Here is a 14330-nt window from a genome sequence, read left to right on the forward strand (position 1 = left end):
CCGAGGGGCCTCCCGTGTCATTGATGACATGGTTGATGGTGCCAGTCCCAGCCGACGCCGTCGCCGTGGTCGGCGCGCCAGATCCACGTGTGGTCGCCGATCACGTTCGAGCTGTTGACCGCCAGGCTGGTGGACGCCTTGCCCACGCCCGCGCCGCCGACCCGGAAGAACACATCGTGCAGCGAGGTGGGGTTGTCGGCGTGGTTCGCGGACGCGTCCTTGGGGCCGACCTCCATCAGGGTGTCGGAGTTCTCGGTGCCCGCGTCGATGAGCAGGCCCGCGAGCTTGACGCCGTCCACGTCGGCCACCGTCATCGCCGAGACCCCGTTGTCGGGGACCAGCGTGGCCAGCCCCAGGCCCAGGACGACGGTGTCCGGATGGGTCACCTTCAGCGGCGCGTCGAGGTGGTAGACGCCCGGGGTGATGAGCAGGTGCTTGCCCGCGTCGAGCGCCGCGTTCATCTCCTCGGCCGTGGCATCCGGCTTGGCGATGAAGAAGTCGCTCAGCGGGAGCGATTCGCCCTTCGGCGTCCCCGAGGACCAGGACGTGCCCGTCGAGTCCTTGCGCACCTCCGGCACGAACACCTTGTACGCGCCGTCGTCGGCGACGTACAGGAACGGCTTCTCACGGGTGACGGGTGACGTGTCGACGCGGGTGTACGGCGGGTCGGGGAAGTCCCCGGCCGGGGCGTTCCGCGCGCCGACGAACACCATGTTCCAGTTGGAGCCGGTCCAACTACCCCATTCGGTGTTGCGGGAGAGCCACTGCTGCTGCGATCCGGACTTCACCTGTCCGTCGACCTTGGTGTCCGCCAGCAGACCGCCACTGGACCAGCCGCCGTCGTCAAGCCGCAGATCCCCCTTCAGGTGCATACGGCGGTACGGGGCGGCCTGCGAGACGGCCCAACGGTCCGCGCCGCCGTCCGGGTTGACGGCGAGGTTCTCGGCGGCGCGCCAGAAGTTCTGCGTCGCGTTGCCGTCGAACCAGTCGGCCTCGGCGTGCACCTGGCCGTTGATGGTGGTGTCGTCGGGCGACAGGCCGATGCCCGCCACCTGGGTGTCGAAGCCGACGTTGGCCTTGACGTCGTACGAACCGGGCTTGAACAGCAGGGCGTGCCGGGCCTGGCCGAACTGGTTCTTCTCCTGCTCGCCGAAGACCGAGTCGAGCTTGCCCTGGATCTCCTGTGCGGACATCGACGGGTCGAAGATCTGCACATTCGGACCCAGGTCCGGCTCGGCGTCCGCGCCGTGCGCCGCCGGTACGGTCAGCGCCGCGGCGACGGCGCCGGCCAGCACGGCGAACGCGGCGGTGGCGCGGGCGATGCGACGGCGTCGGCGGTGCCCGGGCCGGGTGGTGTCCATCCCGGCGGTGTCCGTCACGGTGGTGTCGGTCGTCCCGGCGGTGTCGGTCATCCCCGTGGTGTCGTTCGGCATGGTGATGTCCCCCCTCAGCCCTTGTAGCGGGCGAATATCCCGGTGAACTGCCAGGGCTCCTGGGCGACTCCGGAGCAGGTGTCGTCGTTCGGGTAGTCGCCGGGGCAGGGGCGGTCGCGGTTGACGGACCAGAAGGAGAGCCGCGACAGGTGGTGCTCGGAGGCGTAGGCCAGGATCGACTCGAAGTCGTCCGTGGAGACGGTCTCCTTGACGTCGGTGACGCCGTTCATCGAGGACAGGCCGCTGTGCCGGTAGGCGTCCTCGTCGCCGTAGCCGTAGGCGCCCTTGACGGCGTTCTTCAGCCCGTCGGTGGCCTGCTTGGTCAGCTCGGCCATGTTCTGGCCCTCGCCGCCGAAGTCGAACGGCATGATGGTCCAGCTGTCGGCCTCGAAGTCGGATTCGGCGGCCCGGCGGATCATGCCGTCGTCGGGGCCGTTCTGATCGCTGGGGAAGGTGACGTAGGTGAGCAGCCCCGGGTTGTCGGCCTTCACCTGCTTCAGGGCGTCGATCGTCTTCTGCTGGACGGCCGGGTCGTTGTAGGCGTCGCCCTCGATATCGATGTCGATGGCCTTGAGACCGTAGGCGTCGATGACCTTCTGGTACGCCCCGGCGAGGGCCTTCGCGTCGGCACAGGACTGCTCCAGCTTGTTGCCGTTCGCGCCGCCGAAGGACGGCACCACGTCGCCGCCCTTGGCCCGTACGGCCTTCACGGTCTGCTCGTCGGCGCCGCCGGCCAGCGGGCGGCTGCCGTCCCACCGCGGATCGCAGTCGCCCGCGTCGAGGACGAAGGCGAGGGTGAACCAGCCGACGCCGGTGGCGTCCATCACCTCGCCCGGGTCCGGCGGATCGCCCCATCCGTTGTAGAGGTAGGGGGCCACGGCGGCGGGCGCGGCGGATGCCGAGGCGCGGTCCTGGCCGGTGTTGTCGGCCCAGGCGGCCGCCGTCGTGCTCGTGGCGGTGGCGGCGAGGGCCGCGGCCACGGCCAGGACGGTCCGCCGGCGGCGGCGCTGCGCGCGGTCCCGGGCGGAGAGGTCTTCGTGGTGATTCATGTGGGGGGATGCCTTCCTGACACGCGGACGGGCCCCGGCAGTGGGCATGTCCGTCGGACAGGCCCCGCCGCAGCCCGCGACATGCGGTGTCCGGCCGGAAGGTCACGGCCGGACTCTCGGGCCCATATATTTCGGGAGTTGAACGTGTCTCGTCAATAGGTCCGCACCAATGAATGACATGCCTTCAAAGGGCGAACTCGCGGGCCGTATCACCGATGCCCTCGGCGGCGAACAGCCCTCCGCACGGTGACGTGTTGGCATATCTGGTCCATACCAAACCCTTGACAGGCTTTTCCTTCACTTCTTAACTCACGTAATGAACTAAGCATCGCTGAGATCGTTCACGCACCCGGTCGGCGCCGTAACCACTTGGTTCGCATGTGCCTCATGCCTCTCCGCGCCTGTCATTCACCTGCTTCTGGAAGGGAGAGTCATGGACTCCCCGCGCTTACCCCGGCGACTGCTGCTCTCCGTCGTCTCGGTCCTCGCCCTCGTGTCGCTGTCCACCGGACTGGCACCGGGCACCTCGGCATCCGCGGCGAGCCCCGCCGCGAAGTCCACCGCGAGACCCGCCACGGCGGCCGCCGTCACGTTCTCCGACGAGTTCGACGGGCCCGCCGGCTCCGCCGTCAACGGCGGCAAGTGGCAGATCGAGACGGGGGACAACGTCAACAACCACGAGCGGCAGTACTACACGGCGGGCAACAGCAACGCCGCCCTCGACGGCCAGGGCCACCTGGTCATCACCGCCCGCCGCGAGAACCCCGGTAACTACCAGTGCTGGTACGGACGGTGTGAGTACACCTCCGCCCGGCTGAACACCTCCGGCAAGTTCACCACCACCTACGGCCGGGTCGAGGCCCGGATGAAGGTCCCGCGGGGGCAGGGCATGTGGCCCGCGTTCTGGATGCTGGGCAACGACATCGGACAGGTCGGCTGGCCCAACTCCGGTGAGATCGACATCATGGAGAACGTGGGCTTCGAGCCCTCCACGGTCCACGGCACCCTCCACGGCCCCGGATACTCGGGCTCCGGTGGCATCGGCGCCGGCTACTCCCTGCCCGGCGGCCAGGCGTTCGCCGACGCGTACCACACCTTCGCCATCGACTGGAGCCCGAACGCGATCAGCTGGTCCGTCGACGGCACCGTGTACCAGCGGCGCACCCCCGCCGACCTCGGTGGCCGGCAGTGGGTGTTCAACAAGCCCTTCTTCGTGATCCTCAACCTCGCGGTCGGCGGCTACTGGCCCGGAGACCCCGACGGCAGCACGTCCTTCCCCCAGCAGCTCCTCGTCGACTACGTCCGGGTCAGCACCGACAGCGGACAGCCGAGCGGCGGTGCCATCACCGGTGTCGGTGGCAAGTGTGTGGACGTGGCGGGTGCCGACAACGCCAATGGCACGCCGGTGCAGCTCTATGACTGCAACGGAACTGCCGCGCAGCAGTGGACGGTTGGTTCCGATGGCACGATCCGTGCGCTGGGGAAGTGTCTGGATGTGGCGTCGGGTGGTACGGCCGATGGCACGCTGGTCCAGCTATGGGATTGCAATGGGAGCGCGGCTCAGCAGTGGGCGGTTCCGGCGGCACGTGACATCGTGAATCCGCAGGCCGACAAGTGTCTGGATGCCACGGGCGGAAGTTCGGCGAATGGCACCAGGCTGCAGATATGGACCTGCACCGGCGCCGCCCACCAGAAGTGGACGGTGACCAGGTGAACACCACACCGCCCGGACCGGGTGCCACGGCCGTGGCCCCGTACCTCTACAACGGCTGGGGCAGCCCGCCGAGCCCCACCACCGTGATGAACGCGACCGGCGTCAGCCGGTGGTCAGGGCCGGGGCGTTGAGCCGCAGGAGCGATGCCCGGCCGTCCCGCAGGCGCAGTTCGGTCAGGGCGCCGTTCTCCAGCCGGGGAAACACCTGGCGGTAGCGGGCGAGCGGAATGCCGAGCACCTGGCACAGCGCGAGGCGGACGAGGGTGGAGTGGGCGACGACCAGGACACGTCCCTCGGGCACCTCATGGGCGAGGTCCGTCACACAGGCGATCGCGCGGTCGGCGGCCGCCGCGGGGTCCTCACCGCCGGGCAGGTGGTGGGCGACCGGATCGGCCAGGAACGCGCCCAGCTCTGCCGGGAACCGCTCCCGCATCTCCGCCCGGGTCAGCCCCTCGCCGCGCCCGAAGTCCACCTCGTACAGCCGCTCGTCGACGCGCGGGGTGAGGCCGAGCGCGGCCGCGGCGGGCTCGGCGGTGAGCCGGGCGCGGGACAGCGGTGAGCTGAGCACCGCGTCCAGCCGCTGTCCCGCGGCCCAGGCACCGAGCTCGGCGGCCTGCTTGTGCCCGTGTCCGGTCAGTGGCACATCGGTGCGGCCGGCGTAGCGGTTCTCCGCGTGCCACACGGTCTCCCCGTGCCGTACGAGGACGAAGTCGGTCACTGGTCGGCCTTTCTGTGGGCGTGGGCGGCCACCTCCGGCTCCAGCCAGCCCCGGCGGACCAGTTCGTCGACGAAGCCGAGGTAGACCGGGAGCAGCCGCGCGGTACGGGAGGCATCGGGGTACAGCTCGACTCCGTCGCGCACCATGGAGGCGGCGGCCCGCTCCAGCGTGACGCCCGAGGCGGTGGCGGCGAGCACCGCCATGCCGACGGCGCTCTCGGCCTGCGCGGGCAGGGTCACCTTCCGGCCGAGGAGGTCGGCGCGCAGCCGCGACCAGTAGCGGTTGCGGGCGCCGCCGCCGGTCAGGCTCAGCGGGCCGTCCACAGGGGCGCCGATGTGATCCAGGTGGTCGAGGCAGAGCCGCTCCACACAGGCCACACCGAGCAGACAGGCGTGGAACTCCTCGGCCACGCCGGACGGTTCGCCCAGGACGAAGGGGTGCGCGTCGGGCGCCCGGAAGGGGAAGCGCTCGCCCCGCTCGCCGACGAGCGGGTAGACGACCGCGGTGGAACCGGTCCCGGCGGCCACTTCGGTGAGGGCGTCGAGGTCGGCGCCGGGGAAGCGCCGGGTCAGCACGCCCGCGCCGCTGCTGGAGGCGCCCCCGGGCAGCCAACTGCCGCCGGGCCCGCGGTGGCAGTAGACCACCCCGGCGGGGTCGTTCACCGGACGGGGGCCGGCGCCCTTGAGGACGAGGGTGGTGCCCAGCACCGAGTTCCAGGCGCCCGGGCCGAGCGCGCCCGCCCCGATCTGGGCCGCGCAACCGTCGGTCATCCCCGCGACCACGGGGGTGCCGACGGGGATCCCGGTGACGGCGGCGGCCCGCGCGCAGACCGTGCCGATCACCGTGCCGGGCCGTACGACCTCCGGCAGCAGACCATCGGGGACACCGAGGGCGGCCAGCTCCTCGGCGGGCCAGCGGTCGGCGAGCAGGTCGTAACCCGTCTTCAGGGCGTGGCTGGCGTCGCCGGGGGTCTGTCGTCCGGCCAGCCGCCAGGTGATCAGGTCGGCCTGGTGCAGCAGCCGGGCCCCCGGCGGGACATCGGTGTGCTGGAGCAGCCACAGGAGTTTGGGCAGGGCCCAGGACGGCTGCATGGTGCGGTAGCCGAGCCTCTCCCAGACCGCCGCGCCGACGGTGTTGACGCGGTCGGCGTGGCCCGCGGCGCGCCCGTCGTCGTACATCAGGGCCGGGGTGAGGGGCGTTCCGGAGGGGTCGGCGAGGAGGATGGTCCCGGAGGTGGCGTCCACCGCCACCCCCCGCACCCGCCGGTCGTCGATGCCGCTCAGGGCCTCGCGGCAGGCGGCACGGGCGGCGGACCACCACTGCTCGGGGTCCTGTTCGTGGCGTACGCCGTCGCGGTGGCCGGCCAGGGGGCGGGAGGCCGCGGCGAGCAGCTTCCCGGTGCCGTCCACGGCGACCGCGCGCACGCTTTGCGTACCGAGGTCCAGGCCGAGGTGGACGGCGTCGGGGGAGAGCGCGTCAGACATGCGAGGTTTCCGGACGGGGGTCGTGGGGGCGCTGAGCGGGGGTGTCGGTGGGTGGCCGGCCCGGTGTCCGGGTCGGCGACGAGCCTGGTCCCTGGGATGGCGACGAGCCTGGTCCCTGGGATGGCGACCAGCCCAGGGACCGGGCCGCGTCCCGCCAGGCCAGGTGTGCCGCGGACAGCTCGTCGTAGAGCGCGGCCCGGCCCTGGTCCGGCACCCAACGTGCCCCCATACGCACGTACTTGGCGGCTGCCTCCTCCATGCTCCGCTCGGCGCCGGTGAGCACGAGACCGGTGAGGAAGGCGCCCTTCGCGCCCAGCTCGGTGTCGGTGCCGCGCGCCGTCGGGACGCCGGTGGCGTCGGCGATGAGCTGACACCAGCGGTCGCTGCCCGCGCCTCCGCCGCACAGCCGCAGCTCGTGCACCTCGGTTCCGGAGGCTCGCAGGCAGTCCCGTACGACGAGGGACAGGCCCTCGAAGACCGCACGGGCCAGGTCGGCGCGGGTGTGGTCCAGCGACAGGCCCCAGAAGGTGCCGCGGGCCCGCCCGTCGAGGAACGGGGCGCGTTCCCCGGCGGGTGAGAGGTAGGGGAGGAAGCCCAGCCCGGCGGCGCCGGGTTCGGACGCGGCGGCGAGGTCACCGAGGGCGACGGGGCTCTCGACGGCCAGCGTCCGGCACGCCCAGTCCAGCACCTCGGTGCCCGAGAGGGTGGGAAGGGCGCGCAACAGGCGGTCGTGACGGCCGAAGGCGATGGTGATGCCGCACGGCTCGCCCGAGGTGTCCACGCATCGGCGCACCACCTCGGTGCACAGGGTGGTGCCGAGGATGGCGCACGCCTGCCCGGGGTCGACGACCCCGGCGCCGCGGGCGGTGGCGGCGATGTCGTAAGGCGCCATCACGGCGGGAAGGCCGGTGGGGAGGCCCAGTTCGGCTGCCGCGTGGTGGGTGAGCTCGGCGACGCACTCGTGGTGTCCGAGGACGCGCGGCAGCAGCCGACGGGCCCACGCCAGGCCGAACAGGTCCACGATCGCGGGGTCGTACGCGCCCGTGGCGTGGTCGAGGAAGGGTGCCGACGCGTCGGAGGCGTCGATCGCCGTGACACCGGTGAGCTTCAGGAACAGCCAGCCCGCCGCGGTCAGCGCGGTGTGCGAGCGCTCCAGGCGCGCCGGGTCGTGCTCGGCGAGCCAGGCGAGCACCGCGTTCGGCATGCCCGCGCAGGTGAGGGAGCCGTTGCGGCGGTACGCCTCCGCCAGGACGCCATCGGACTGCCAGCGCGCGAGCAGCTCACCGGCGCGCCCGTCGGACCAGAGGATCGCCGGACCGGTGGGGCGGCCGTCGCCGTCGACCAGCCAGCAGCCGTCCCCCTGGGCGGTGAACGCGATCAGCCGTACCGCGTCGTGCCCGGGCCCCAGTTGGGACAGAGCGCCGCGCACGGTGGAGACGACCCCGCGCCACACCGCGTCCATGTCCTGCTCGGCCCATCCGGGGTGAGGCCGCAGCACCTCCGTACCGATGCGGGAGACCGCCACTTCCCCTCCCTCGGCGTCGAACACGACGGACTTGATGACCGACGTGCCGACGTCGACAGTGAGAACCGTCATGGCCGAAACACCTGCCCCTTCGCCACGGCTGGAGCAGCGGCGTATCGGTGAATCGCCGCCGCTTTCGAGGAACCGACGCCGTCGGCGGAATCCTGTGCCGACGAACCCAGAGAATCGCCGCCGGGAAGCCACGTCAATCGGGGCGCGGGATTATCCCGCGGCCGGCCCACGGCACCGTGCGATGTCCCGGGCCACCGGCCCTGGACACGGGGGAGGCGACGGCCCGCGCGCGTGTTACCTTCGCGTGAGTTTCACATCAGTCTTTCTCACGTCGGTTCGCCGGGGTGGTGCGGAAGGGATGAGGAGCCGCAGGCCATGACCCGTACGGATGGGCAGGAGGAGCGGCGGCGCCGGCTGCGCGAACTGGTCACGGCCAAGGGCTTCGCCCGCACCCCGGACCTGGCGGCCGAGTTCGCCGTCAGTGTGATGACCATCCACCGCGACCTGGACGCCCTCCAGGCGCAGGGCTGGCTGCGCAAGGTGCGCGGCGGCGCGAGCTGTCTGCCGTCCACGCGGTTCCACGGCAGTGTCGGCGAGCGCATGACGACGATGGCCCAGACCAAACAGCGGCTGGCGCGGGCGGCGGCCGAGGAGCTGGCTCCCGGCCGGATCGTGGTGATCGACGACTCCACCACCTGCCTGGGCCTGACCCAGCACCTGGCCCACCACACACCGATCACGGTGATCACCAACTCGCTGCCCGCCATCACGGCTCTGGCCAAGGAGCCCGGAGCGGCGCTGGTGGCGCTCGGCGGCACCTACTTCCCGGCGTACGACGCGTTCATGGGACCGCACACCGCGCAGAGCGTGTCCGCCTTCCGGGCCGATGTGCTGTTCATGTCCACCACCGCCGTCACCGCGGGCCGCTGCTACCACATGTCACCGGAGACGGTGCAGGTCAAGCAGGCGATGATGGCCGCCGCGGCACGCCGCGTACTCCTCGTCGACCATACGAAGTTCGCCAACCAGGGCCTGTACGCCCTGGCTCCGCTCACCGACTTCGACCTGGTCGTGGCGGATGACGCGGCACCGGCCGGAGAGGTGCGCGGGCTGCGCGAGCGCGGCGTCAACGTGCGCATCGTCCCTCGGTGATGTCGACGCCCTGCCGCAGGACACCGGGCCCATGCTGCCTGCCCGCTGGGACCGCCGCGGCACTTCGACAACGTCGGCGGCATCGAGAACGCGGTCGGTGTGCGCGTCAGAAGCGGCCCGCGCCCCGGTACAGGTCCAGCTCGCCCTCCAGCTCGACGGCGAGGACCGTCGCGTGTTCGTCCAGGTCCGCGGTGGCGGGCCGGTCGATCCACAGCACCCCGGGGACCTCGTGCAGGCCGCCGATGACCTGGTGGCCCAGCTCGGTGCCGGTGCCGAGGACGCTGACCCGCCGCACCGGGGTGCGCAGGCCGCGCACGCCGATGGGGCCGCGGGGGATGTCGAACACGGTGAGGTAGAGCGTGCGGCGGTCGGCGGAGAGCGTGCTGGGGCCGTAGTGGTGGCCGGCGGGCAGGCCGCGGACCGTGCCGTAGACGGCCTCGGCGTGCCGGGCGATCCACGCGCCCATGCCCTCGAGGCGCTCGATCTGCTCGGCCGGGATGGTGCCGTCCTCCTTGGGCCCCACGGACAGCAGCAGGTTTCCGCCGCCGCCGATGGTCTCCGTGAAGTACCGGATGAGCTGGCCGGTCGACTTGTAGTTGTGGTCGTGGTGGCGGTAGCCCCATGAGTCGTTGAAGGTCAGGCACAACTCCCAGGGGCCGGAGGGCGGTTCGATCGGCACACCCTGCTCGGGGGTGGCGTAGTCGCCCTCGCTGAGCATGCGCGCGTTGAGCACGCAGTGCGGCACCTCGGAGCGGATCAGCCGGGCCAGCTCCTTGATCCGCCACTGCTCCTCGGTGCGCTCCCACTCGCCGTCGAACCACAGCAGGTCGGGGCGGAACCGGGTGGTCAGCTCCCGCACCTGGCCGTCCCGGTAGGCGAGGTAGCGGGCCCACGCCGCCAGGTCCTCCTCTTCCTTCGGCACCTCGGCGTAGGGGTTGTTCTCCTGCTCGGACGGACGGCCCTCGTAGCGGGTCGAGGCGTAGTCGGGGTGGTTCCAGTCGTTGTGGGCGTAGTAAAGGCCGACCTTGATGCCGCGTTCCCGCATCGCCGCCGCGTACGGGCCGACCAGATCGCGTCCGGCGGGGGTGTGCCGCACCACGTTGAGGTCGCCCTCGGCGGTGTCCCACAGGGAGACGCCGTCGTGGTGGCGCGAGGTGAGCACGGCGTACCGGGCACCGGCCCGGGCGAAGAGGTCCGCCCAGTCCTCCGGGGCGTAGTGGCGGGCGGTGAAGCCGTGTCGCTGCGCCATGTACTGGTCGTGGGGGATGTCGCCCTCGAAGAACGACCAGGACTCCTGGACGCCGTCGACGGCGTAGATGCCCCAGTGGATGAAGATGCCGAACTTGGCGTCGGGGAACCAGGGTTGCATGGCCATAATGCGGTGAACTCCCGTTTCCTAGAGGGCGGAAAGCGTCCAGGACCAGCGGTACGTGCCGGGGCCGACGCGGTAGCGGGCAAGGGTGTCGGGGCCGCACGAGGCGGTGCCGACTCCGCGGTGCGCGGCGTCGATGTGCACCACGCAGGTGTCGCGCGGGACCAGTTCGTCATGGTGCGCCGCGGCGGTCAGGTCGGCGGCGCGGTGGCGGGTGACGGAGATCTGGCGCGGCGCGTCGAGGGTGACGCGCCACCGGGCGCCGAGCGTGAAGTGGCGCACCGCGTGCCGCCCGCCGCTCTCCTGCGGGCGCAGATACGGGGTGAACAGCTCGTCCACGGCGGCCTGGTGGTGGCCGACGGCCCCGCCCGCGCAGCGGTCGGGGTAGGTCTCCCAGGGGCCCGGCCCGTACCAGGCGAGGTGGTCGTGCCGGGTGGCCGTCTCGAAGACCGTGCCCACGCGGGGCACATCCGTCAGCCCGGCGGGCAGCTCGGCGGTCTCCTCCACGTGGATCCCGACGTGGCCGGCGTGGTTTCCGACGTGGTTCTCGGTGTGGTTCCCGACGTGGCTCCCGTCCGGCACCGGCCGCAGCACCTGCCGATGGCGCACCGGACCAGCGGTGGTGTCGTACTCCGCGAGGACGGTGACGGCCCCGGCGGCGCCCCGCTCGACGGACACCAGCCGGCGGCGCGGGGCATCGAGCCCCCAGGCCCGCCACCGCTCGCCGAGCCCGCCCAGCTCGTCGTTGTCCGTCGGCGCCCGCCACAGCGAGAGCACCGGTGGTGCGGACAGCGCCGGATGCGCCAGCAGCCCGTCCTCGTCGACCTCCACCGGCGGCAGGCCGTGGCCGTCGACCGGCGCGGTGGGCGCGGCACGCTCCCGCAGCCGCACCCGCGGCGTGCACACCTCCGTGCCGGCCGGTGCCCACGCCTCCTCCTCCGCCGTACGGACCCGCAGCGTCAGCCATGCCTCGCCCGGGCCGGACGGCAGCCCGGCGAGCAGGTCCGGCTCCAGCTCGACCGGGGCGCTCGCGCCCGGCGGGAGGTGCGGCAGCTGCGCCGGAACCGGCGGGTGGTCGGCGCCGTTGCCCTCGACGGACAGCACCCACTCGGCCGCCAGCCACGACAGATCGCGGAAGTGCTGGCGGTTGTGGACGCGCACCCCCTCCTCGTCGTGGGTCAGCCGCACCGGCGCGGCGATCTCCCGGTGCTCGTACAGGACGGGCTTGGGCGTGCGGTCAGGGAAGACGACGCCGTCGGCGATGAACGCGCCGTCGTTCGGCGTGTCACCGAAGTCGCCGCCGTACGCCCAGCGCATCCCCGGCCCGGCGACCCCGCCGCCGTATCCGCCCGCGCCCGCGAGCCCCGCCGGGCGGCCGTCGGAGAGCCGCTGGAGGATGCCGTGGTCCCAGAACTCCCAGATGAATCCGCCCTGGAGACCGGGGGTGGACTCGATGGCCGCCCAGTAGTCGGCGAGGCTGCCGTTGCTGTTGCCCATGGCGTGCGAGTACTCGCACAGGATGAGCGGCTTGGTCTGCTTGCCGGAGCGCGCGTGTGCGGTGATCTCGTCGATGGAGGCGTACATCGGGCAGACGATGTCGGTGACGGTGTCCGGGCGGGTCCAGCCGCGGTGCAGTGCCCCCTCGTACTGCACGGGCCGGCTCGGGTCGTGGCGGCGCACCCACCCGGCCGCGGCGTCGTGGTTGGCGCCGTAGTCGGACTCGTTGCCCAGCGACCACACGATGACTGACGGATGGTTCTTGTCGCGCAGCACCATCCGCGACACGCGGTCGGTGAACGCGGCGAGGTAGCGCGGGTCGTCGGCGATCTCGTGGGCGTGGTCGTGCGCCTCGATGTTCGCCTCGTCGACGACGTACAGACCCAGTTCGTCGCAGAGATCGAGGAAGACCGGGTCGTTGGGGTAGTGGGAGGTGCGCACCGCGTTGAAGCCGAAGCGCTTCATGGTGACGAGGTCGGCGCGCATGTCGTCGTACGACACCACGCGGCCGGTCAGCGGGTGGAAGTCGTGGCGGTTGACCCCGCGGATGAACACCCGCTCGCCGTTGACCAGCAGATCCCGGCCGCGCACCGCGACATCGCGGAAGCCGACGCGGTGGTACGAGGTGTCCGCGACCGAACCGTCCGCGCGGTGCAGCCGGATCACGCAGTCGTAGAGGTGCGGGGTCTCCGCGGACCAGGTCCGCACCTCCGGCACGGTGGTGTGCAGCCGGGCCTCGCCGAGGAAGTCCGACACCCGCTCCTCGGCGGCGCACCAGGCGGCGTACTCCGCGTCGAACCGCAGCTCACCGACGCCTTCCAGCGATCCGGTGACATACCACCCGGCGGGGAGGGCGCCGTGCGCCGAGCGGACCAGCACCTCGGCCCGCAGCCGCCCGTCGGCCGGTGCGGTGATCCGCACATCGGCCAGGTGCAGCGGGTCGACGGCACAGAGGTACACGGATCGTGTGATGCCACCGTGCCACCAGTGGTCCTGGTCCTCGATGTGCGAGGCGTCCGACCACTTGACCACGGTGAGCCGTACGGTCGTGCGCTCGCCCGGCCGCACGGCGTCGGTGATGTCGAACTCGCTGACCAGATGCGAGTCCTTGCCCATGCCCACGGGGCGGCCGCCGGCCTCGGCCAGCAGCACGCTCTCGAAGGCCCCGACGTGGAGCACGATCCGCTTGCCCGCCCACTCCGCGGGGATGTCGACCTCGCGCTCGTACACCCCCGTCGGGTTCTTCGCCGGGGAGGCCGGGGGGAACTCCGGCCACGGCATCGTGAAGTTGGTGTAGTGCGGGAGGTCGTCGGTGCCCTGCGTGGTCCAGCAGCCGGGCACCCGGGCGGTTCCCCACCGCTCGGCGAGCGGCTCGTCGGGCGAGGCCAGCAACTGGAACCGCCAGTCGCCGTCGAGCGCCGTCCGGCCGGTGTCCGTGGCGCCGCGCACCACCGCGTGCAGCGGCAGCCGGCGCCAGGACGTGAGCTCGGGCGTCTCCCAGGGGCGGGCGTACGGGGGCGGTTGGCGCATCAGCGGATGGCTCCCTTGGCCAGGTCGGCGATGAAGTGGCGGGCCGCGAAGATGAACATGACCAGTAGCGGGATCAGGGCCAGCAGGGCACCGGCCATGACCATGCCGTAGTCCGTCATGCTGTGCACGCTGTTGAGCTGGGACAGTGCCACTTGGAGGGTGACGTGGTCCGGGTTGGTCAGGGCGATCAGCGGCCAGGCGTAGTCGTTCCACTGGCTCATGAAGGTGAAGATGCCGAGGAACGCCAGACCCGGGCGGACCACGGGCAGCGCCACATGCCAGTACTGGCGCAGGAAGCTGCAGCCGTCGAGCCGCGAGGCGTCCATCAGCTCGTCGTGGATGGCGCCCGTCATGTACTGGCGCATCCAGAAGATGCCGAACGCGTTGGCCGCCGCCGGGACGATCAGCGCGGTGAGCGAGCCGATCCAGCCCAGCTTCGCCATGATCACGAACTGCGGGATGGCGGAGAGCTGCGCGGGCAGCATGAAGATGCCCATCATCAGCCCGAACAGCGGCTTGCGGCCCGGGAAGTCGAACTTGGCGAAGACGAATGCCGCGAGCGAGTCGAAGAAGAGCACGAGCACCGTGACGGTGCCGGCGACGATCAGCGAGTTCAGCATCGACCCGAAGAAGTCGATGGTGTCGAAGAGGTGGCCGACGTTCTCCCGGAAGTGTGACCCGGGCCAGAGCTTCGGCGGGTACGAGAAGATCTCGCTGGAGGTCCGGGTGGCCATCACGACGGCCAGATAGAACGGGAAGACGGACAGCAGCACGCCCGCGATCAGCGCGGTGTGCAGCGAGACACCGCGGGCCATGGCCCCTTTGGTCCTGCTCATGACGGCCTC

Annotated in this window: 9 protein-coding genes and 1 pseudogene; 2 read left to right on the plus strand and 8 right to left on the minus strand. The window is 71.6% G+C overall.

All coding sequences use genetic code 11. The features are described 5' to 3' along the window. Positions 1–44: 44 nt before the first annotated feature. Positions 45–1361 (minus strand): annotated as a pseudogene (locus ACZ6TD_RS39045) (coagulation factor 5/8 type domain-containing protein); the annotation flags it as partial. Between the two features lie 86 nt (positions 1362–1447). Further along, positions 1448–2482, minus strand: a complete 1035-nt coding sequence (locus ACZ6TD_RS39050) for a chitinase (protein WP_471345730.1) — start codon at positions 2480–2482, stop codon at positions 1448–1450. Positions 2483–2915: 433 nt separating this feature from the next. On the opposite strand from ACZ6TD_RS39050, the gene ACZ6TD_RS39055 reads away from it, so the two are divergent. Then, complete coding sequence (locus tag ACZ6TD_RS39055; protein ID WP_471345732.1) at positions 2916–4196, plus strand: ricin-type beta-trefoil lectin domain protein; 1281 nt, start codon at positions 2916–2918, stop codon at positions 4194–4196. A 102-nt stretch (positions 4197–4298) separates the two neighbouring features. On the opposite strand, the gene ACZ6TD_RS39060 is transcribed toward ACZ6TD_RS39055, so the two are convergent. Genes ACZ6TD_RS39060 through ACZ6TD_RS39070 form a run of 3 tightly spaced genes read right to left on the minus strand, consistent with a single transcriptional unit; the run spans position 4299 to position 7994 of the window. Next, positions 4299–4913: a histidine phosphatase family protein gene (locus ACZ6TD_RS39060; protein ID WP_471345734.1), complete on the minus strand. Its 615-nt coding sequence runs from the start codon at positions 4911–4913 to the stop codon at positions 4299–4301. Continuing rightward, entirely contained in the window at positions 4910–6397 is a 1488-nt protein-coding gene (locus ACZ6TD_RS39065; RefSeq protein WP_471345736.1) for an FGGY-family carbohydrate kinase, read from the minus strand. Before ACZ6TD_RS39065 ends, ACZ6TD_RS39060 begins: the two co-directional genes overlap by 4 nt. Beyond that, a complete protein-coding gene (locus tag ACZ6TD_RS39070; protein WP_471345738.1) occupies positions 6390–7994 on the minus strand; it encodes an FGGY family carbohydrate kinase in 1605 nt (534 codons plus the stop codon). Before ACZ6TD_RS39070 ends, ACZ6TD_RS39065 begins: the two co-directional genes overlap by 8 nt. A 315-nt stretch (positions 7995–8309) precedes the next feature. Here ACZ6TD_RS39070 and ACZ6TD_RS39075 point away from each other — a divergent pair, with 315 nt between their 5' ends. After that, a complete protein-coding gene (locus ACZ6TD_RS39075) occupies positions 8310–9086 on the plus strand; it encodes a DeoR/GlpR family DNA-binding transcription regulator (RefSeq protein ID WP_471345740.1) in 777 nt (258 codons plus the stop codon). Positions 9087–9192: 106 nt separating this feature from the next. Here the strand turns inward: ACZ6TD_RS39075 and ACZ6TD_RS39080 are convergent, their stop codons facing one another. The 3 genes from ACZ6TD_RS39080 to ACZ6TD_RS39090 are packed head-to-tail and all read right to left on the minus strand — an operon-like array spanning position 9193 to position 14321. Continuing rightward, on the minus strand, positions 9193–10461 hold the full coding sequence (locus tag ACZ6TD_RS39080; protein ID WP_471345742.1) for an alpha-L-fucosidase: 1269 nt from the start codon (positions 10459–10461) through the stop codon (positions 9193–9195). Positions 10462–10482: 21 nt separating this feature from the next. Continuing rightward, positions 10483–13485, minus strand: a complete 3003-nt coding sequence (locus ACZ6TD_RS39085) for a glycoside hydrolase family 2 TIM barrel-domain containing protein (protein WP_471345744.1) — start codon at positions 13483–13485, stop codon at positions 10483–10485. Then, positions 13485–14321 carry a carbohydrate ABC transporter permease gene (locus ACZ6TD_RS39090; protein WP_471345746.1) on the minus strand — a complete coding sequence of 279 codons (837 nt, stop codon included), beginning with the start codon at positions 14319–14321 and terminating at the stop codon, positions 13485–13487. The genes ACZ6TD_RS39085 and ACZ6TD_RS39090 overlap by 1 nt, the downstream gene beginning before the upstream one ends. Positions 14322–14330: the final 9 nt, after the last annotated feature.

The organism is Streptomyces yongxingensis, from assembly GCF_055597465.1.